Here is a 20,269-nt window from a genome sequence, read left to right on the forward strand (position 1 = left end):
GATTTGGTCGTAACCTTTGGCCTGACCGCCGAATTTTTCGGCAAGAATGGTGGTCAGCGCTGCTGTCAGTGTGGTTTTACCATGGTCAACGTGACCGATGGTGCCAACGTTTACGTGCGGTTTGCTCCGCTCGAATTTTTCTTTTGCCATGGCAATTTCCTATCCTAAAAACTTTGGGTTTCGGGTAAACAATAGATGGTGCCCATGGGCAGAATTGAACTGCCGACCTCTCCCTTACCAAGGGAGTGCTCTACCCCTGAGCTACATGGGCCTGTAATGGAGCGGGTGAAGGGAATCGAACCCTCACCGTAAGCTTGGAAGGCTTCTGCTCTACCATTGAGCTACACCCGCTGACTTACTTCAATCTGCTCCAAGTAAGATTGGATTTTGGTGGTGGGAGAAGGATTCGAACCTTCGAAGCTTTCGCAACAGATTTACAGTCTGCCCCCTTTGACCGCTCGGGAATCCCACCTGAGTGAAGCCGTGATACTATCCAACCTTACTAAACGCGTCAAGCTATATTTTTAAAAATCCCTGCCACACCAACCAACGAAATGATTTATATGGGGTTTATTTTGCTTCTACGATACGGTAATACTTAGTCATCAACTCGTCGTGGGTTTCGGGGTTTTCTTCGTCAATCAGGATACAGTCGACCGGGCAGACCTGTTGACATTGGGGTTCGTCGTAATGTCCGACGCACTGCGTACACAGATTCGGGTTGATTTCGTAGATTTCTTCGCCTTGCGAGATGGCGTCGTTGGGACATTCCGGCTCGCAGACATCGCAGTTAATGCACTCATCTGTAATAAAGAGCGACATTTTTTATTTTCCTCTTAATTTGGATTTTCAAAACCGATGGCGGCGGATTATAGCACAGGCATCGTTCTTTTCAGACAGATATACTGGGATGTTTTTACCGTAGAAATGATTATCAAACCATATATGATTCAGACACTTGGCACATACAGCCGCAATTCGAAACCGCTCAATCCGGCTTTGCCGCTGCGGTGGCTTTGCAGCCAATCGGGGAAATCCGGCAGACGGCCTGCTTCTATATAGACTGCTGCATTGTCTTTCAGACGGCCTTTGAGCAATGCGAACAACACCTGCCAGTTTTGCCACGCAAACGGCGGATCGAGAAATACGGTATCGAATGTTTCATGAGTGTGTTTCAAATACGACAGGCCGTCTGAAAACACCGTTTCCACCTGCGACAATCCGAGCAGCTTGATGTTTTGCTGCAAAACCTGCACCGTTTGGCGATTGTTTTCCACCATAACCACCCGCGCGGCGTTGCGCGATGCGGCCTCCAGTCCCAATGCGCCGCTGCCCGAGAACAAATCCAACACTACTTTTCCGGTCAAATCCTGACCGAGCCAGTTAAACAGCTTTTCACGCACCATATCCGGGGTCGGGCGCAGGCCTTCGGCGGCGGAAAAGTTCAGCTTCCGCCCCCTGCAACTGCCGCCGATGATGCGGACTTGGTTTTGGTGTTTGCCGTGCTTCGACATAATGTTGCCGCTCCTGTTTGATTTTAAAGGCCGTCTGAAAACTTTTCAGACGGCCTGCTTCCTATGCTTACCGGAACTAAAAGAATTTCCGAATCAAAAACGGTAACTGTATTGCAGTCCGACGATGTTTGCATAATTATTGAAATCCGCGCGCGCGCCGCCTTTGCTGTCCACATTTGTGCCGTCTGAAGGCGCGGCCTTAAAGGCCGTATCGTTGATGTGGATGTGGCTGTAAGCGGCATCGAAAACGTGTTTCTTGCGGTATAGGTATTTCGCGCCTGCGGAAAACCAGATGCGGTTGCCGTCGGGCAATGTATTCAGACGGCTTTCGGCACTGCGCACGGGGCTTTGGTCAAACGCGATGCCGGCACGCAGTTGCAGCGGTTCGCTGTATTGGTAGGAACCGCCGAACGCCACTCTGTATGTATCGCGCCAGTCGGGCAGGATGACGGTACGGTCGGACAGGCGCGGTGTACCGTCGCCGTTGAGAGCGATATGTTTTGCGTTTTCAAACGTCAGGTCGGCACGGTTGAAACGGCTGTGGCGCGTCCAAGTTACATCGCCGAACAGATTGAGTTTGTCGCTGGCCCTGAACATGCCGTGTACCGACAAAGATTCGGGGGTAACGATTTCCACGGAAGCCTTTTCACCCGGCACATACCCCCTGCCGCCTTGGGCAACGGGACGGCCAATCAGACTGTCGAACACCGGTTTCACATACTCGCCGTCGGCTTTCCAATCGGCCGTGCCTTCAAGATTGTGTTTCACTTTGGAACGGTAGTTCACGCCGATGCGGGTGCGGTCGTTCACATCCCAAAGCCAAGCCAGGTGGTAGCCGAACCCCCAGTCTTTGCCTTTGACCGAAGCATGGCCGTCTGCTTTGCCTGTAGCATCGACGGCAACGGGCCGTCCGGCCGCGCGCGAAGCCTGTGCGCTTGCCAGCGCGCTTACCGTTCCGCCGACATCCCAATCAGCAAACTTGCGCATTTCGGCACTTGAATGCTGGGCAACCGCACCCACGCCGAACGAATGCCGTTCGTTCACTTTGAACGACACCACGGGTTCGACCGCAACCGATGTCAGCCCGAGCTGGTTCAGATGGTGGCGCAACACCGATTTTTCGCTGTATTCGGTGGACGATGCAAAAGGCACATACACGCCCACGCCGACAGCCACGCCGTCGTTGACTTTATATGCGCCGTAAAGATGCGGCGCAAGCGTGACATCATCGGTGATTTTACCGCCGGTTTCGCCTTCGACCGCTGCGCCCGTGCGCTTGTGCTGCGCCTCGGCATTGCTGTATTTGATGTGCGGGGCAACCAGATTGGCCGCCGCCGTGATTTCGCTGCCGCCGAGTTTCGACAGGCCCGCGGGATTGGTAAACAGGGTGGACGCGTCCGCCGCTTCTGCTCCTGCGGAGTTGGCGGTGCTCTGCGCGGTAACGGACTGCGTACCGAAATGGTAGCCCGAAGCCGATGCCGTCTGAACGTAAAATGCGGCGGCGATGAATGCCGTGTGCCGGATGCTGAAAATGGATTTCATGGTTGTAATCGGTTTCCCAAAACAATGCTGATCGGAAAAATGCCCTGCCTGGATGCATCGGCACGAGCAGGCCGTCTGAAACGGCGGAATACAGTCTTGCTGCCCGCCGTATTCCGCCGTTTTAAAGTAGGTGCTCGATTCTATCGAAAACAGACGGGTTTTCAAATGCTTTTTTTTACACAAGGTCTGCGGTTTCCCCGATACGGACACGCCGATACCGACAATGGCAATACCGACAATGGCAATACGTTCGCGAATGAAAGCCCGCACGTTCCGGCCATTTTGCATCGAAATTTTCCAACGGCATGCTAATATGCTGTCTTGAAAAAGTTTTTTCCTTTCCGGTATGGCGTGCGGCATCGAATCCGTGCGATAATCACAGCCGTTTGAATTCCAGTCCTAAGTCTGCCGCCATGACACCTGCCGTTTTTACAAACCGCACCATCTGCCGTGCTGCCTCATGCAGCGGACTTGCTGTTTTCCGTTTTCTTTAAGCCCGTGTTTACACGGGCTTTTTTATTGTTGAAAGGAAACCCGATGGCCAACCTGCTTTACCGACAACACATCATTTCCATCTCGGATTTGACTACCCCCCAACTCGAACTGCTGCTTCAGACGGCCTTAAAGCTCAAAAAAGAGCCGCGCAGCGACCTGCTCGAAGGCAAACTCATCGGTTCGTGCTTTTTCGAGCCGTCCACGCGCACACGGCTGTCGTTTGAAACCGCCGTACAACGTCTCGGCGGCAAAGTTATCGGTTTTGCCGACGGCGGCAACACCAGCGCCAAAAAAGGTGAAACGCTGGCCGATTCCGCCCGCATCATTTCCGGCTATACCGACGCGATCATCCAACGCCACCCGCGCGACGGTTCGGCACGCGTAACCGCAGAATTTTCATCCGTTCCCGTCATCAACGGCGGCGACGGCACCAACCAGCACCCGAGCCAGACCCTGCTCGATTTGGTAACGATTTACGAAACGCAAGGCACGCTTAACGGTTTGAAAATCGCCATGGCCGGCGATTTGAAATACGGCCGCACCGTCCACTCGCTCGCCCAGGCACTCAAACGCTGGGGCTGCGAATTCGCATTCGTCTCACCGCCCAGTCTCGCCATGCCCGACTACATTACCGAAGAACTCGACGAAGCCGGCTGCCCGTACCAAATCCTCAACAGTCTCGAAGAAGCCGCCCAATGGGCCGACATCCTCTACATGACCCGAGTCCAGCGCGAACGGTTCGACGAACAGGAATTCGCCAAAATCCAAGGCAAATTCAACCTCGACGCGTCCATGCTCGCCCATGCCAAACCCAACCTGCGCATCCTGCACCCGCTGCCGCGCGTCGACGAAATCCATCCGAATGTCGACGAAACGCCCTACGCCTACTATTTCGAACAGGCTGTCAACGGCGTGTACGCACGCATGGCGATTCTGTCGCTGGTGTTGAACGAAGAAGTGTGATGCCGTCTGAAAAAAGATTGAATTGAAAGGAATCCAAACATGGACATGGAAAACAAAAAACTGAGCGTCGAAGCCATCGAAAACGGCACGGTTATCGACCACATTCCCGCCGGACTCGGTCTGACCATCCTGCGCCAGTTCAAACTGCTGCACTACGGCAGCGCCGTTACCGTCGGCTTCAACCTGCCCAGCAAAACGCAGGGCAGCAAAGACATCATCAAAATCAAAGGCGTATCGTTCAGCGAACACGATGCCAACCGCTTGGCGCTGTTCGCCCCGCAAGCCGTGGTCAACCGCATCGAGCAGTTCAAAGTCGTCAAAAAAATGCACCTGTCGCTGCCCGACACCATCAGCGAAGTGTTCCGCTGTCCCAACCCCAACTGCGCCAGCCACAGCGAGCCGGTCAAAAGCCGCTTCTATGTACGCAGCCACCAGCAGCAAACACGGCTGAAATGCCACTACTGCGAAAAAACCTTTACCCGCGATTCGGTGGCCGACGCATAGTCCCGCCTCCGCCAGAAATGCCGCAACGGCGGGACAACGGGAATCCGTTCTTTCCGTTATATTACCGTTCGGCACATACCGCAAAGGCCGTCTGAAAAGCTGTGTTATGCTTTTCAGACGGCCTTTAAACATCGGGCAAACAAGATGTTAGCTACATCAGGGGCGAACACGCTTTCGGAAAATCGAAAGACGAGCGGATGATGTGCGGATGGATTCGGCTCCGTTGGCAAGCGTGATTCCCGCGCAGGCGGGAATCCATGCCGAACAGACTGATTCATGCCGTTGCAAATCTCCACAACAGCCTCCCGCCTGCACGGGAATGACGGCACCCCCACCGTGCGCTTGAACCACACCCCGACTGCCGATACCGCCGTACCCAAAATCCGCCGCCCTGCATCCATATTCGCCACGAAGCAACCGGCAAGACCCGTTAGCGCCTGCATCACAGTATGCGCTTACACTGCCGCACGGCATCCGTTTTCAGACGGCATCCGCAGCCGCAAATGCACACCCGACGCTTTGACCGCAAAGCCCTTCCCAACCCGCAACCGAACACGCCTACCGCCATGAACCCGTCCACCGTATCCCGCCGTTTCGCCCCCGCACTCTACATCCTGTTTTTCCTTACCGGCTTTTTGGCCGCCCGCCTCTGGTTCAACCCCCAAAACCATCTGGCCGAACTGCCCACCACCCTCGCCGCCGTTGCCGCACTCGCCGTCGCCTACCTTTCCTACCTGGTCGCCATGTACGGCATCCGCCTGCGCGCGGAAGAACACCGCCGCACCCAAACCGCCCAACGCGAAAGCATCCACCCCATCCTGCATGCCGCCGTTACTGTACCCGCAGACCGCCCCTACCTGCTCACGCTCGACATACACAACAGCGGCAAAGGCCGTGCCGCCGACATCCGCTTCCGCGCCGCACCCGTGGCCGACAAACCCGCAGCCCGCGCCCTGATTGACAACCTGCAAGCCCTGCCCGTGTTCGACACCGGCCTCGACACACTCGGCACAGGCGAACACAGCCTCATCGTTTTCGCCGACACCGCCGACATCTTCCAGCTCCTGTCCGAACACGGCCTGAACGGAGCCGTCCGCCTGACCGCCGAATACAGAAACATATTCGGCGAACCTTGCAAATCCGAAAGCATTTTGGACTTGGGTGCCGTAAAAATTCTCGCAGAACAAGGCGCATTCGCCGCCCGATGATTTCAGACGGCCTTATCCCGGCCTAACCGTCCATACCGTCCATTTCCACAAAAGCAGCTTGCCGGTTTCAACTCAACGGAACGGATCTGCCGTTTGGTTTTCAGGCAGGTTTTCAGACGGCTGCCGTTGGTTCAGGCAGACTTTTCAGACGGCCTGAACGTTTTATCCCCCAGTCCCCACAAGGGAGGGAGCAGGTTGCCGACGTGTTTAAAATCAGAGGAATAAATCTACCGTTTTGTTTTCAAACCAGCGCCGTTTTCCACATTTTGTAAGGTGGGTGCAAACCCACCGTTTATATTTTCAGACGGCCTGAAATTTTCAGGCAGACATTTGCTTATAGCTGATGCCGTCTGAAAAGTTTAGCGTTCCAACAACCCGTACCTTCTCCCGCAAGAGAAGAGCCGTTCAAGTTTAGATAAACGTTTCAGACGGCCTGAACATTTTACCCGCCCACCAACCCTTTCCCCCTTCCCATCCGCCACACACCATTCAGGCCGTCTGAAATACCTTTTCAGACGGCCTGAAGCCCCACTTGAAAAATGCGAACGGCTTCTGTTGTAATCTTGTGTAATTTTCACATTTTTCCACCGTTTTTCTTCTGAACTGCCCGCACAGTCGGTTATAATCCCGCCACCAAACGAAACCGAAGCAGCCGCAGGAAAACACCCGTTTCCCATAAAAAACAACCACCTGCACCAAGCCGCACCGACCGTCCACCTTTTCCGGAGGAAACACCATGCCCAACGGACAACCCTACGAAATCATCATCCACGGCACCACCAGCAAAGGCAAAGTCTTCCGCCCGAGCGACTGGTCGGAACGTCTCTGCGGCATCCTGTCCTCCTTCGACAAAGACCACCGCCTTTCCTACCACCAATGGGTTCATCCCGTTCTCATCGACAACGTCCGCAGCGTCGCCATCGACGCCAAACTCGAACAGATCAACCCGCCGATGTTCCGCTTCCTGATGGACTTCGCCGCCGACAACGACCTGCGCGTCATCAACCAAGCCGAACCCGCTGCGGAACCAAACGAAACCGCCGAACCCCAACCCCTTTCAGACGGCCCCGCCGCACACACAGCCGATACGCCGTCTGAAACCCCCGCAACGGCCGCAGACACCGCCGTCCTGCGCGAAATCCACCCCGAAGAAACCGCCACCGCCTTTGCCGCCCTCAGCACCCTGCGCCCGCTCCTGACCGACGTACAGCGTTTCGTCGAACAGGTCAACAACGTACAGCGTCCCGCCGGCTACCGGTTGATCGGCATCTTCGAAGAAGGCAAACACAACGCCGTGGCCGTCTGCGGCTTCCGCGAAACCTGCAACCTCGCCAGCGGCCGCCACATCTTCGTCGATGACATCGTAACCGTCCCCCAAAGCCGCAACAAAGGCTACGCCACACGGCTCCTGAACGAAGTGCGCCAAACCGCAGCCGACGCAGGCATCAAACAGCTCCACCTCAACGTACACGCCCGCCAAGACCGCACCGACGCCCACCGCCTGTTTTTCTGCAACGGCTTCGAAGTCAGCGCCCTGCACCTGCGCTGCCCGTCGGTATCCTGATAACGGCCCGCTACAATCCGTTACGCACTGTTCCGCAACATACCGTCCGCAATACACGCAGCCGCATCCATTCCGAAAACCGCTTCCCGAGAAAGGAAACCCATGAAAACCCTACTGACCTCATCCCTGCTCATCCTGCTCTCCGCCTGCTCTTCCGTTTCCGACAGCGGCAGCAGCCAAATGTACGGCGAAATCAAAACCGGCATCGAAACCAGCCGCACCACCGTGAAATAAAACCCGGGCATTCCAAAGCGGATTCAAACAAAAGGCCGTCTGAAAAAATTTTCAGACGGCCTTTTATATTTTATTTGCCCACTGTATCAACCAATTGGCGCAACAATTCGATTTCCCGTTCTTTCTGCGCTAGCATTTCACGGCAATGCTTCAATTCCTGTTTCAGCAATTCCAGCCTGCCGTTCATGTCTCCGGAAGCATAAAGGGCAATGTCGCCACCACTATCGCCTTCATTAATCTGCAACACCAAACCGCTGTTATTTGACTTTAACAAATCCCACATATCCACCTTAAAAATCGCCGCCAACTGTTCCAAACGCGGAATATTCAACTGCGTTTCGCCTCGCTCAATCTTGGCATACCCGCCTGCCGACATTTCCAGCTTCTCCGCCATGTCCTCCTGCGACCACTTGTGCAGTTCGCGCATCAAGCGGATTTTTTCGTGGGTTTCCATAATTGAACTTTCTGTATAGATGGTTAAATTTTAAGGATAGATTTTAAACTTTTGGACACTGGCTAGGCAAGCGCATGACAAATAAAATGGTCTATTTAACGTCTTAAAATCAAAGGGATATTTTCATGTCTAAAAAACTGCTTTCCTTTTTAGGAATCTGCCTGTCCATTACCTTAAGTCTGTTCGTATTTTCAATGATTTATGAAAATACGCTGCCCAAAATTGTCGAGGAAATCAATAACAGCGCAATCGGTGCAATTTTAACCGCGATTGTTACCGTTTTCCTGCTGCAAGGCCAGACCGCGCAGGAAGAACAACGGGACAAAAGTTTAAAAGTATTTGAAAAGAAACAAGAAGTCTATCATGAATTTCTGGATAAACTGAAAGAAATCGTACAAGACGGCAAAATCACTATTTCGCGTATGGAAAACGGCAACGACGGCACAGACGAATTAAAGGATTTACTGTTCCAGCTCTCTTATATCCAAATGCACAGCAATGATGAAAACACCAAAGCGATATTTGAGAGTGTTACCAACTTAATCCGCAAGATGAATCATTTTACCGTGCGCCTGAAAACTGCTCATGGCGACCGAAACGAACTCATCGCCCGATTTTATGCCGATTTTTCGGAAGAACTGTTTGCGATTGTAGCGATTTTGAAAAGCGATTTGTACAGCACCGACAGCAAGGCTATTAGCAAAGAATTGGTGCAGTCATTGCTGCACCAATGCGATTTGTATGTAGAAGGCCAAAAACTGGACAAATATCAAATGCAGACCATGTTTTGGCATGAACTGCAAAAACGTTTGCGCGAAAAACTGCCTGAAATGGCAATCGAGCAGCAGGATTTCACCAATGACGTACGCGAATATTATGCCCGCACACGCAACCGCCACCGCTATTTCGGTATTCAGTTTCCGATTTATCACACGCAACAGGGCGAACAGGTCGATTTTAAAGTGGAAATCGAAAACGATCTCTGCATCGGTTTCAAACGTAATCCGAATGCGGCTTATCCGTCTGAAAACAAACTGGTTGCCATCAGCCAAGCGCAGTATTTTCAAGGTGCTAACCAACATTGGTTCGGCTGGAAAAATCCTTCGCGATACCGCTTGAACTTTTGGAACTTGAACGATACGGCCGAATTAAGCGGCGACTTTGTCCATTTTAACCACCCGCAAAGCATGCAGCAGATGGTGGACGAAATGGCCGATGAAATCGCGAGTGCAGTTCAATTATTTGTGCAACAGGCAAAAGAACAGTCCCTTTAACAAAAAACAGGGTTAATAACATGAACAAGATTATTTTACCGCGCGATTATGTGTGCGACGGCAGCGAGTTAAAACCCAAATCAGGCGCACGCTTGGATAACACTTGGATTTTCAACGGTAGAGAATTAAAGCCGAAAACAGGGGCGCGTTTGGACAATACCTGGGTTTTTGACGGCAGGGAATTGAAACCCAAAACGGGGGCAAGATTGAGCAATACATGGGTAATGGACGGCGACAAAATCAAACCGAAAACCGGAGCGAGATTAAACAATACTTACGATATGAACGGCAAGACGATTTTGGCTGCATTCGGCCAATTGGTTTTACATTTATGGTAAAGGGAACATCATGTCAGATTTAAACTTAGGCAACAGCCTGTTTCAAGGCTATAACGATCAAAACGGTTTGATGATTTGCGGCTACGAGTGGGGCTGGAGCAAAGCCGATGAAGCGGCTTATGAGGCAGGAGAGCTTCATCAGCCCGAAACCGAAACTGAGCATACTTTCGCCAACAGAGCCCGTCATTACGGCGAACAGGCGAAAAAGTGGCGTTACGACAATGCGGTTAAAAAATGGTTCGAGCTGTGGGGGCACCCCTTAGATGAAAACGATTTGGGCGGTGCATTTGAAAAATCCATCGTACTGACCAATTGGGCAGCCACTCAGGGCAACCAAATCGACAACAAAAACAAATTTATCCAGCCCGAACACATCGAGAATTTTCTCTACCATATCGAAAAACTGCGCCCGAAAGTGATTCTCTTCATGGGCAGCAGACTGATGGATTACCTGAATCACCGCGACGTATTGCCGCGCTTTAAACAAATTGTCGGCGAGCAAACCGCACCGTTAAAGGTTGAACAGAAAGCATCTGACGGAACGCGCTTCAAAGTCCGTTTCCAATCCTTTGAACACTGTGAAGTAGTCTGCCTGCCCCACCCCAGTGCCAGCCGCGGCTTATCAGATAAATATATTGCGCTGTTCGAGCCGGAAATGAACCGGATTTTGTCGGACTTCAAAACCGAGCGCGGATTTAGATAAACTGTAAGGCAAAGGCCGTCTGAAAAATTTTCAGACGGCCTTTGCCTTTGCTGTCTCACACACCCAAAACCGTATGTCCGTACGCGATCACTTTCTCATCGGCACTCATCAGCGTAATACCTTCGGTTTGAGATTGTGCAATCAGAATGCGGTCAAACGGGTCTTTGTGAATATCCGGCAGGGTTTCGGTCAGCGCGGCATGGCGGCTGTCGATGGGCAACTCTTGGTAACCGTTGTCGAGCAACAGGCGACGGAACAGGCTGGCACTGACTTGAAATTCGGGCTTGCCCAACGCGGTTTTGATGGCGATTTCCCAAATGCTGCCCGCGCTGAAATATAACTCGTTGTCTTCGTTTTCTATGATGGCGCGCGCATCTGCGCTCAGTTTGGGGCTGTCGCCAGCCGCCCACAGCAGCAGATGGGTATCGAGCAGATATTTCATGAACCCTCCCCCGCAAACAGGGCTTGGATTTTATCGTCAGCCAAGGTATCAAAATCATCGGGAACCACCAAAGCCGGTAAGAAGCCGATACGCTTGGGCGCTTTCGGAGGGTTATGGTAAGGAACGACCTGTGCAACAGGCTTACCTGCCTTGGCAATCACAAACCGCTCGCCCTGTGCCACCGCTTCGGTAAGCCTGGACAAATGGGTTTTGGCTTCATGGATATTGACGATTTGCATGATTACCCTTTCTATTCAAAAGGTTTTGAAACAGGATTAAGTTAAACTAAGTTTAATGGACTAAGTAACAAATGGCAATAAAAGGCCGTCTGAAAAATTTTTCAGACGGCCTCAGACCTCTGTCTGATATTGTACAGCTTGCGTACGGTTACACCGCCTTTAGGCAGCTAACCGTACCTACTCTTCAACCTTACTTCCTTTCGGCGCAGGCGGTTCGATTTGCTCTTTCCAGCCGCATTCTTTCTGCGGGCAGACTTTTTCCACGCCCCAGCGTTTGGTGGTTTTGATGGTTAACACCGGCCATTGGCATTTGGGGCAGGTTTCGGCCACGGGCGGGTTCCAGGTGGCGTAGTTGCAGTCGGGGTAGGTGCTGCAACTGTAAAACAGTTTGCCGTAGCGCGATTTGCGCTCCACCAGATGGCCTTTTTTACATTGCGGGCATTCGACGCCGGTGTCTTTGGGTTTTTCCAAAGGCTCGATGTGTTTGCATTTGGGGTAGTTGGCGCAGCCGATGAATTTGCTGCCGGTGCGGCTGTATTTGTACACCAGTCCGCCGCCGCATTTGGGGCATTCGCGGCCTTCGAGTTCGGCTTGTTCGGCGGCGTCTTTGGCGGCGCGTTCGGCGGCCTGTTCGGCGGTTTCACCGATGTTGCGGGTGTAGCCGCATTCGGGGTAGCCGGCGCAGGCGACGAAGCGGCCGTTGCGTCCGAACTTGATTTGCAGCTTGTGGTTACCGCATTGCGGGCAGGTTTCGTCAAGTTCTTCGGTGGTGAATTTGGCGCGTTCGATACCTTCTTTTTCTTCGACCTGCTTGCTGAAGCCTTTCCAGAAGCCGTCCATCACCGGTATCCATTTGCGTTTGCCGGTGGCGATTTCGTCGAGCTGGTCTTCGAGTTTGGCGGTGAAGTGGTAATCGACGTATTGGGCGAAGTGTTCGGTCAGGAATTTGTTGACGATGTCGCCGGTGTCGGTGGGGGTGAAGCGTCTTTGCTCAAGGGTAACGTATTCGCGGTCTTTGAGCGTGGAAATGATGCTGGCGTAGGTCGACGGGCGGCCGATGCCGAATTCTTCGAGCGCTTTCACGAGCGTGGCTTCGTTGAAGCGCGGCGGCGGGGTGGTGAAATGCTGTTCGCCGTAAAGGTTGTCGACGGGCAGTTTTTCGCCTTCGGCCATTTCGGGCAGTTTTTTGTTGTCTTCGCCTTCTTCGTTGTCGTCAACGCCTTCTTCGTACACGCTCAAAAAGCCTGCGAAAGTCTGCACTTGGCCGGTTACGCGGAACACGCCTTCGCCCACTGCAATATCGACAGTGGTTTGGTCGAATTTGGCCGGCGACATCTGGCAGGCGACGGTGCGCTGCCAAATCATCTGGTAGAGCTTGAACTGGTCGGCGGTCAGGAACGGCTTCACGCTTTCGGGCGTGCGGTACACGGAAGTCGGACGGATGGCTTCGTGCGCTTCCTGCGCGTTTTTCGATTTGGTTTTGTACTGTTTGGCCGCAGACGGCAGATAGTCTTTGCCAATTTTGTTTTCGATGTAGTGGCGGATTTCGGTAAGCGCTTCGTCGGACAGGGTTACGCTGTCGGTACGCATATAGGTAATCAGGCCGATGGCGCCCTGGCCGACGTCGATGCCCTCGTAAAGCTGCTGTGCGGTGCGCATGGTGCGGTCGGTGGTCATGCCCAGTTTGCGCACGGCATCCTGCTGCATAGTCGATGTGGTAAACGGCGCGGCGGGATTGCGACTGCGCTTTTTCTTTTCCACGGCAGACACTTGCGCGTCTTTGCCCTGCAAAGCGGCCAGCACTTCGGCCTGCGATGTTTCGGAGGGCAGGGAAAATTGTTCGAGTTTTTCGCCTTTGTATTGCACCAGTTTGGCGGTGAATTTACTGCGGCCTTTGTGGCTGTCGAGGTGCAGCGTCCAGTATTCCTGCGCTTCAAAGGCTCGGATTTCGTTTTCTCGCTCGCAAATCAGGCGCAGGGCGGGGCTTTGCACGCGCCCCGCGCTCAAACCGCGGCGGATTTTTTTCCACAGCAGCGGCGACAGGTTGAAGCCGACCAAATAGTCCAGCGCACGGCGCGCCTGTTGCGCGTCCACCAAATCGATTTCGATTTCGCGCGGATGGGCGATGGCATCGAGCACCGCGTTTTTGGTGATTTCATGGAACACCACGCGCTGCGGCTTGAGGTTTTTCAGGCCGCGCTTGGTTTTCAGGATTTCGTTCAAATGCCACGAAATCGCCTCGCCTTCCCTATCCGGGTCGGTTGCCAGATAAAGGTTTTCGGCCTCTTTCGCCGCCGACACAATCGCATCGACGTGTTTGCTGTTGCGGGCGACAAGCTGGTATTTCATGGCGAAATCGTTTTCGGGATCGACCGCACCATTTTTCGGCACCAAATCGCGCACATGGCCGTAGGAAGCCAGAATTTCATAATCGCTGCCGAGGTATTTTTTCAGCGTTTTGGCTTTGGACGGAGATTCCACAATTAACAGGTTTTTTGCCATGAATTTTCTCTTCTTTATCTGTGATCTGTATTTTTAAATCCGGATTCGGGTTCAGACGGCCTTAGGGAACAGGCCGTCTGAAAAACGGTTTACCGCCCGATGCCGCCGGCTCTGCACACAGTCCGAACCGCACAACGGGCGCAACGTGCGCCCACGCAGTTTCAGACGGCCTCAGTGCATAACCGCTTCGCCGTGCAGCGCGGCCATCAAATCGTCGCCGATCAGCACGGGCAGCTCGGATTTGTGCGCCCACAACACCAGCAGCGTGAGCACTTTTGCGGTATCGACGCTGATTTCCTCGGGCGGGATGTGCATCAGCGCATGAATCACCACTTCGCGCTGTGCCGACGTAACCGCATTGGCGGTTTCGAGATAGTGCATCAGGCCGAGCACTTCGGCGGGCAGCGCTTCGGCTTCGTCGCGGCTGTACACGCGGATGGCGTGCGCACTGTAAGGCTCGGCTGAAAATTCGGAGCTGTTGAACAAAATCTCCATCATCATCAGCGTGTTGCCGATTTCGCTGCTGTCAAAACCCGCATCTTCGAGAATGCGCCCTAAATCGTCGGGCGGCGGGCAGGTATCGAAATCTTGGAAATGTTCGATTAAAAAGGCGATGACTTCGGTCATGCGGTTTCCTTAAAAACGGACAAGGCCGTCTGAAAAATGGGAACGGGCGGCTGGCCCGTGTCTGATCGGGTATGCCGGCCAACGGTGTTTTCAGACGGCATCGGAACAAGGTCTGTTTCAGGTTTGCGGCGGCGGATATCCGCAAACCCATGTTTAATTATGGTATGCCGTCTGAAAACGGAACAATCTTAATCTTCGGCACAATGCAGGCGTTTCTGCAACGGCAGGCAGTTTGCCCTGCACGCTATCGAACACGCTGGTAACGCCCGCCCGGAAGAACGGCAACCATACCGTCCAATTCCAACTCCATCAGTTGCGCATACACATCGTAGGCGGCCATACCGAGCCGTTCGGACAATGTGTCGGGGTGGACGGGATCGTAACCCATGGCATCCAATAATATCGGATTGCCGCCGTTTTGCGTTTTTTCAAGGGTTGGCACGGGCGGCTGTGCTTCCGGTGCTTCTGACTGTACCACCCGTTCCTGCGGCTGATACGGCGGCTTGGATACCGCAGCTTCAAAACCGTTCCGATGCGCAGGCGGCGGCTCTGCCGGTTTCCCGTGCTCCGGCGCGGTCTGCTGCGTTACTTTATTTATAGAATAAGGCCACAACGGGTTACTTTGCAACAGTTGCGGGCATTCTTGCACAATATCGTCCAGACATTCCACCAGTTTCGCGCCTTCTTTGATGAGCTTGTGGCAGCCTTTGGCGTGCGGATTGTGGATAGAACCGGGCACGGCCATCACTTCGCGCCCCATCTCCGCCGCCAAACGTGCGGTAATCAGTGAGCCGGATTCGGGCGCGGCTTCTACCACCAGCGTACAGTGCGCCAGCGCAGCGATAATGCGGTTGCGGCGCGGAAAATGGCCGGCAAGCGGCCGGGTACCGAGCGGGAATTCGCTGATGATCAGCCCTTTTTCGGCAATTTGATAGGCAAGCTGTTTGTTGGACTGCGGATAAATGCGGTCGATGCCCGTTCCCCACACGGCAACGGTATGGCCGTCTGAAAGCAGCGCACCCTGATGGGCGGCGGTATCGATGCCTGCGGCCATACCCGAAACCACGACAATGCCTTTTTCAACCATCGCGCAGCCGAATTCCTGCGCGGTCTGCATGGCCTGCGGCGTGGCGTGGCGGCTGCCGACGATGGCGGCTGCGGGCTTTGCCAAAAGACGGGGATTGCCGCGCAGAAACAGCACGGGCGGCGGCGTGATGCCTTCGGTCAGCATCACGGGATAATCTTCGTCGCCCAACAGCATCAGGCGGCAGTTGTCCTGCATCGCCCATTTCAGCGCGGCTTCTGCGGCCTGCTGAGCCTGCGCGCGCTTTTCGCCGCCCCGCCATGCCGATGCGGCCTGTTTGTGGTGGACAAACGGCAAAATGTCGTCTGCCTGTGCGGACAATGCGGCGGATGCACTGCCGAAACGTTGCAGCAGCATTAAAAAGCTCTCCGCACCGATATGGGGCGTGAATGCCAGTTGCAGCCACGCATAGCGTTCGGTTTCGTTCATGTGTTTTCCCGTTTTGTGTGTTCAGACGGCCTGATGCCCGTGCGGCTTCAGGCCGGTCGGTTTGTTGTGATTATTCAGACTGATTGCGCTCGTAGGCTGCCGCAAACTCTTGCTCGGCAGGGGGATACAGATTGTACCAACCGTATTGATACACCGATTCACGCGAACTGTTTAAGTCCTGCGAAACAGGAATGCCGTCTCCCGGCAAACCTGTTGTTTCGTTGACAACCAGCACATTCAGCGGCGGCAGGCCGTTTTCAACACAATAAAAAGCGATATGTCCCAATATGCCGCTCATCACATTCGGCACCGGTTTGCCGTACATCAGTTCGGATAAGGTTTTATAACTGTGAATCTGCCTGTTCATCGCGGCGGCAATCAGAATCTGCCATGCCTGAACGGCTCGTCTCGGGTTTGTTGAACTGGGATTAAAGTGTTGAAGCATTTCGGTTTCCTTAATGTAATGTTGCAAAGTCATTCCAAAGGCCGTCTGAAATCCGAACCGTCGGTTTTCAGACGGCCTGTCAGCCATTCGGCGAATGGATACGGGACGGCAAACCGCAGGCGGCACAAACGGCAGAGCGGATTGGCACCATCACGAAAGTTTTACAATAACGACCGTGATAATGCACAATTCCGAAATATTTTACAGGTTTATCAAACCGCTGCAACCGCATACCAAAGGCCGTCTGAAAAACTTTCAGACGGCCTGTTTGCCCATATCGGCCAGACGTTAAAACAAACCTTACTCTTCGCCTTTATCCGCACCGTTTCGGCGGGTAACGCTGATGCCGAGCTGTTTGAGTTTGCGGTAAAGGTGGGTGCGCTCCAAACCTACTTTAAGCGCAACGCGACTCATGTTTTGGTTTTCCTGCGCGATGTGGTATTCGAAATAACGGCGTTCGAGTTCTTCGCGCAATTCGCGCAGCGGCATATTGAAATTGAAGCCGCCGATGATTTCCGAACCGCCGCCCGAACCGCCCTGCCCGAAGGCTGCACCCGCGTCCTGTTCGCTCACTTCGCCGCCGTCGGCTTCGAGCATCAGGTTTTTGACGATGCCGCGCAGTTGGTCGTAGTTGCCCGGCCAGTCGTATTGGCGCAGGATGTTGAGTGCGCCGACGCTGAACGTTGCGGGCGGGATTTTTTGGGTGTCGCTCAATTCGCCCTGCACTTGGTTGACCAGAAAGGCAATGTCGTCGGGCTGGCTGCGCAGCGGCGGAATGTCGACGGTAACCGCTTTGGCAAGAGCAGGCAGTTTGCTGTCTGCGCCGGTAAATTCTTCCGGATCGTCGCTGCATGCGCAAACGATGCGGATGTTCTGACGTTCGGCCTTACCGAACAGGAAAGCAATGCCTTGCAGGATGTTTTTGCTGTATTCGGATACGTCGCCCAAATACAGTACGCCGCCGACGGATTTTTGCAGCAGTTCCATCGGAATATCGACGATGTGTTCGGTTTTTGCAGGCTCTACCCAAGGCGTGTTGGGCTTTTGGAAATAACGGGCAACGATTTTGAAAGCGGAACCGGGTTCGCCGGTCAGCAGGATGGGCGTATTGGCTTTGGTGGCCGCGGCAGCGGTCAGCGCGTGGCTCAAATCCTGAACCACGGGGCTGTTGCCCAAACGGTCGAAATTCAGCCCCGAAGCCGCCTGCATTTCGCTGTGTTTGAGCGCGCGGTCAACGGCGGCAAGGAGTTTTTGCAGGGCGATGGGTTTTTCGAGAAAGTCTATGGCGCCGATTTTGGTGGCTTCGACGGCGGTTTCCACGCTGGCATGGCCGCTCATCATCACCACGGGCATGTTGAGCTGGCCGTTTTTCGCCCATTCTTTCAATAATGTAATGCCGTCGCAGTCGGGCATCCAGATGTCGAGCAGCACCATCGCGGGGCGCACCTGATGGCGCAGGCGGCGGGCTTCTTCGGCGTTTTCGGCCAAAGCGACGGTGTAGCCTTCGTCTTGAAGGATTTCGGAGAGTAGGTCGCGGATGCCTACTTCGTCGTCAACAATCAATATATCACTGCTTCGCATAGCTTTCTTCTTTTACCAATAAGGGTAAGGAAATCCGGACACAGGCCCCGCCGCCGTCCTGATTGCTCAGGCTGATGCGGCCGCCGTGTTCTTCGATGATTTTCTTTACGACCGGCAGGCCGAGTCCGGTGCCGGTGGGTTTGTCGGTTACATAAGGGTCGAACGCCTGATGCAGCATTTCTTTGCTGAAACTTTTGCCGTTGTTGCAGACGGCCAAAACGCTTTCAACGCCGTCTGAAGAGAGGTAGGTTTCAATCCGGACCTGCGGTTCGGCATCGCTTTCGGCCGCTTCGGCCGCATTTTTGAAAATGTTGTGCAACACCTGCCTCATGGCGGTGGTATCGGCGTTGATCAACAGCGGTATATTACTGAATTTGGCAGTAAATGTACACGCGCTGCCTTCGTAGAGCAGCAAAACTTCTTCGGTAATGGCATTCAGATCAAGTTTTTCCAAAGTCAGCGACGGGGCGCGGGCGTAATTGCGGAAGGCTTCGACCATTTCCTTGAGCGCGGCCACCTGCTTGACGATGGTATTGGTGGAACGGGTCAGGATTTGCGCGTCCTGCTCCCCGAGTTTGTCATGCAATTTCCATGCCAATCTTTCGGCGGCAAGCTGGATGGGGGTGAGCGGATTGCGGATTTCGTGCGCCAAACGCTTGGCCACTTCGCCCCATGCGGCTTCTTTTTGGGCGCGCACCAGCGTGGTGATGTCGTCAAACACCATCACGATGCCGTGGTCGTTGTCTTCGGGTAAAACGGTGGCTTTGGCCAGCAGGATGCGGGCTTCGTCGGGCGAGGCGTAAGGAAGCTGCACCGGTTTGGGCGAAGCCGCGCTTTCGGTAATGGCGGCGAAGGTTTCGGCCAAAATGTTCTGCCGCGGCGACTGGCCGCGCCAATCATGCCAATCGCTGCCCTGCAAACCGGCCAGTTCCACACCCAAAATGCGTTCGGCGGCTTTGTTGTAGGTTTTCAGACGGCCTGTATCGTCGGTGGTGACCACGCCGGTGGTCAGGCTGCCCAATACGGTTTCGAGATAATGCCTGGCGGCTTCCTGTTGCAGACGGTTTTGTTCGCTGGCTTCTTGGGCAATCGCAAGCTGTTCGGTCATGTGGTTGAACAGATGCGTGAGCCGTCCGAATTCGTCGTTACGGAACACGGGGCGCTTCTGGGTAAAGTCGCCCTGTGCCACGGCGCGTGCGCCTTCCGCCAGCGACAATACCGGTTCGACAAAGCGGCGCGAGAAATACAGCGCCATCACGAGTGCAAGGAAAATCGCCAAAAGCGCCGCCACCAGCAGTGTAATCAGGAAGAAATTCTGCAAACCCTGCTTGGCATAAGACAGTTCGGCATATTTGGCGCGGGCGGATTCGATCAGCGTGGCATCTTGCGCCACATTGTCGGGAATCGGCTGGCGGAAAAACAGCGCGTAATTCTGTTTTTTGTATTCGCCCAAAGCCAGCCAGCCTTGCGCATACAGTTTGCCGTTGATGTTTTCGATGCTGCGCGCCGAACCGGAAGACTCCAGCAACGCGGTTTCTTCAGCGTTGAGTGAAGGCATGCCGAGTTTTTGCGGGTTGATGTTTTTGTCCACCCGTTTTTTGTCGAGGTTGAACAATGCAAGCTGCACGAAATCGGGGGCATTCGGGGCATTCTCAAGCGCCTGGCCCAAATCGCTGTTGAGCGAAGAGGCGGTAATCAGATCGATCTGTATCGGCGTGGCATGGCTGACGGTATTGTCCACCGCCAGATTCAGCGCGGATTTGCTCAAATTCAAGCCGCGTTCGAGCGCCTCGTGGGTATCGTTACCGAACCACGAATTAATCGTGCCGCCGATAAACTGGGCGGAAATGCCGAACAGAAACAACCCCGGCAACACCGCCACCAACGTAAACATCGCCGCCAGCCGCCGCGCAATCTGCGAACCGAACAGGCCGCGCTTGCTGTCGCGCAGCAGCATCCACACATAGCGCACCAACACCGTCGCCAAAACCGTCAGCAACAGCACGGTCAGGGCGATAATCCACCAAAAATAAGCTCCCAGCAGGTTGCTGTTGTCGGTGGCGACGGTTAAGGCATAAAGCAGTATGACCGCCAGAAAAGCGGCGGTAAGAAGAAAGCGCCGCATGG

General features: G+C 54.1%; 20 protein-coding genes, 3 tRNA genes and 2 pseudogenes. 8 read left to right on the forward strand and 17 right to left on the reverse strand.

What is annotated here, in order from left to right:
* From ACEYDX_RS04920 to ACEYDX_RS04950, 7 genes are all read right to left on the reverse strand, one after another.
* On the reverse strand, positions 1-150 hold a 150-nt coding region (locus ACEYDX_RS04920; RefSeq protein ID WP_040669951.1), incomplete at its 3' end, for a GTP-binding protein.
* A 46-nt stretch (positions 151-196) separates the two neighbouring features.
* Positions 197-271: transfer RNA gene (locus tag ACEYDX_RS04925), tRNA-Thr, on the reverse strand.
* A gap of 6 nt (positions 272-277) precedes the next feature.
* Positions 278-351, reverse strand: a tRNA-Gly gene (locus ACEYDX_RS04930).
* Between the two features lie 37 nt (positions 352-388).
* Positions 389-472: transfer RNA gene (locus tag ACEYDX_RS04935), tRNA-Tyr, on the reverse strand.
* Positions 473-570: 98 nt separating this feature from the next.
* A complete protein-coding gene (locus ACEYDX_RS04940; protein WP_373740918.1) occupies positions 571-822 on the reverse strand; it encodes a YfhL family 4Fe-4S dicluster ferredoxin in 252 nt (83 codons plus the stop codon).
* A 128-nt stretch (positions 823-950) separates the two neighbouring features.
* The gene (gene rsmD / locus ACEYDX_RS04945) at positions 951-1,514 is read right to left on the reverse strand and encodes a 16S rRNA (guanine(966)-N(2))-methyltransferase RsmD (protein WP_373740919.1); all 564 of its coding nucleotides are present in this window, start codon (positions 1,512-1,514) and stop codon (positions 951-953) included.
* A gap of 93 nt (positions 1,515-1,607) precedes the next feature.
* Positions 1,608-3,056 carry an OmpP1/FadL family transporter gene (locus tag ACEYDX_RS04950; protein ID WP_373740920.1) on the reverse strand — a complete coding sequence of 483 codons (1,449 nt, stop codon included), beginning with the start codon at positions 3,054-3,056 and terminating at the stop codon, positions 1,608-1,610.
* Positions 3,057-3,593: 537 nt separating this feature from the next.
* Here ACEYDX_RS04950 and pyrB point away from each other — a divergent pair.
* The 5 genes from pyrB to ACEYDX_RS04975 all read left to right on the forward strand — a co-directional run bounded on the left by pyrB (position 3,594) and on the right by ACEYDX_RS04975 (position 8,024).
* The gene (gene pyrB / locus ACEYDX_RS04955; RefSeq protein WP_373740921.1) at positions 3,594-4,514 is read left to right on the forward strand and encodes an aspartate carbamoyltransferase; all 921 of its coding nucleotides are present in this window, start codon (positions 3,594-3,596) and stop codon (positions 4,512-4,514) included.
* Between the two features lie 45 nt (positions 4,515-4,559).
* Entirely contained in the window at positions 4,560-5,018 is a 459-nt protein-coding gene (gene pyrI / locus ACEYDX_RS04960) for an aspartate carbamoyltransferase regulatory subunit (protein ID WP_373740972.1), read from the forward strand.
* 503 nt (positions 5,019-5,521) lie between these two features.
* Positions 5,522-6,226 carry a hypothetical protein gene (locus ACEYDX_RS04965; protein ID WP_373740922.1) on the forward strand — a complete coding sequence of 235 codons (705 nt, stop codon included), beginning with the start codon at positions 5,522-5,524 and terminating at the stop codon, positions 6,224-6,226.
* A gap of 736 nt (positions 6,227-6,962) precedes the next feature.
* Positions 6,963-7,790 carry a GNAT family N-acetyltransferase gene (locus tag ACEYDX_RS04970; protein WP_373740923.1) on the forward strand — a complete coding sequence of 276 codons (828 nt, stop codon included), beginning with the start codon at positions 6,963-6,965 and terminating at the stop codon, positions 7,788-7,790.
* 102 nt (positions 7,791-7,892) lie between these two features.
* Positions 7,893-8,024: a hypothetical protein gene (locus ACEYDX_RS04975; RefSeq protein WP_373740924.1), complete on the forward strand. Its 132-nt coding sequence runs from the start codon at positions 7,893-7,895 to the stop codon at positions 8,022-8,024.
* Between the two features lie 70 nt (positions 8,025-8,094).
* Here ACEYDX_RS04975 and ACEYDX_RS04980 read toward each other — a convergent pair whose 3' ends face one another.
* Entirely contained in the window at positions 8,095-8,478 is a 384-nt protein-coding gene (locus tag ACEYDX_RS04980; protein ID WP_373740925.1) for a helix-turn-helix domain-containing protein, read from the reverse strand.
* Positions 8,479-8,603: 125 nt separating this feature from the next.
* On the opposite strand from ACEYDX_RS04980, the gene ACEYDX_RS04985 reads away from it, so the two are divergent.
* The 3 genes from ACEYDX_RS04985 to ACEYDX_RS04995 are packed head-to-tail and all read left to right on the forward strand — an operon-like array spanning position 8,604 to position 10,793.
* A complete protein-coding gene (locus tag ACEYDX_RS04985; protein ID WP_373740926.1) occupies positions 8,604-9,752 on the forward strand; it encodes a hypothetical protein in 1,149 nt (382 codons plus the stop codon).
* Positions 9,753-9,772: 20 nt separating this feature from the next.
* Positions 9,773-10,090: a hypothetical protein gene (locus ACEYDX_RS04990; protein ID WP_373740927.1), complete on the forward strand. Its 318-nt coding sequence runs from the start codon at positions 9,773-9,775 to the stop codon at positions 10,088-10,090.
* A 7-nt stretch (positions 10,091-10,097) separates the two neighbouring features.
* Positions 10,098-10,793 (forward strand): hypothetical protein, encoded by a 696-nt coding sequence (locus ACEYDX_RS04995; protein ID WP_373740973.1) that lies wholly within the window; start codon positions 10,098-10,100, stop codon positions 10,791-10,793.
* A 55-nt stretch (positions 10,794-10,848) separates the two neighbouring features.
* On the opposite strand, the gene ACEYDX_RS05000 is transcribed toward ACEYDX_RS04995, so the two are convergent.
* From ACEYDX_RS05000 to ACEYDX_RS05040, 9 genes and pseudogenes are all read right to left on the reverse strand, one after another.
* Positions 10,849-11,235 carry a type II toxin-antitoxin system VapC family toxin gene (locus ACEYDX_RS05000; RefSeq protein ID WP_373740928.1) on the reverse strand — a complete coding sequence of 129 codons (387 nt, stop codon included), beginning with the start codon at positions 11,233-11,235 and terminating at the stop codon, positions 10,849-10,851.
* A complete protein-coding gene (locus ACEYDX_RS05005) occupies positions 11,232-11,474 on the reverse strand; it encodes a type II toxin-antitoxin system Phd/YefM family antitoxin (protein ID WP_373740929.1) in 243 nt (80 codons plus the stop codon). The genes ACEYDX_RS05000 and ACEYDX_RS05005 overlap by 4 nt, the downstream gene beginning before the upstream one ends.
* A gap of 177 nt (positions 11,475-11,651) precedes the next feature.
* Positions 11,652-13,976 carry a type I DNA topoisomerase gene (gene topA, locus ACEYDX_RS05010; protein ID WP_373740930.1) on the reverse strand — a complete coding sequence of 775 codons (2,325 nt, stop codon included), beginning with the start codon at positions 13,974-13,976 and terminating at the stop codon, positions 11,652-11,654.
* A 171-nt stretch (positions 13,977-14,147) separates the two neighbouring features.
* Positions 14,148-14,603: a DUF494 family protein gene (locus tag ACEYDX_RS05015; RefSeq protein ID WP_373740931.1), complete on the reverse strand. Its 456-nt coding sequence runs from the start codon at positions 14,601-14,603 to the stop codon at positions 14,148-14,150.
* 244 nt (positions 14,604-14,847) lie between these two features.
* Positions 14,848-15,000, reverse strand: a pseudogene (locus ACEYDX_RS05020) (DNA-protecting protein DprA); the annotation flags it as partial.
* A gap of 192 nt (positions 15,001-15,192) precedes the next feature.
* Positions 15,193-16,116, reverse strand: a pseudogene (gene dprA / locus ACEYDX_RS05025) (DNA-processing protein DprA); the annotation flags it as partial.
* A 70-nt stretch (positions 16,117-16,186) separates the two neighbouring features.
* The gene (locus tag ACEYDX_RS05030; protein WP_373740932.1) at positions 16,187-16,561 is read right to left on the reverse strand and encodes a hypothetical protein; all 375 of its coding nucleotides are present in this window, start codon (positions 16,559-16,561) and stop codon (positions 16,187-16,189) included.
* A 300-nt stretch (positions 16,562-16,861) separates the two neighbouring features.
* Positions 16,862-18,142, reverse strand: a complete 1,281-nt coding sequence (locus ACEYDX_RS05035; protein WP_373740933.1) for a sigma-54-dependent transcriptional regulator — start codon at positions 18,140-18,142, stop codon at positions 16,862-16,864.
* Complete coding sequence (locus ACEYDX_RS05040; RefSeq protein ID WP_373740934.1) at positions 18,129-20,267, reverse strand: ATP-binding protein; 2,139 nt, start codon at positions 20,265-20,267, stop codon at positions 18,129-18,131. The genes ACEYDX_RS05035 and ACEYDX_RS05040 overlap by 14 nt, the downstream gene beginning before the upstream one ends.
* Positions 20,268-20,269 lie beyond the last annotated feature (2 nt).

The organism is Neisseria sp., from assembly GCF_041804105.1.
In the GTDB taxonomy this organism is placed as follows: Bacteria; Pseudomonadota; Gammaproteobacteria; order Burkholderiales; family Neisseriaceae; genus Neisseria.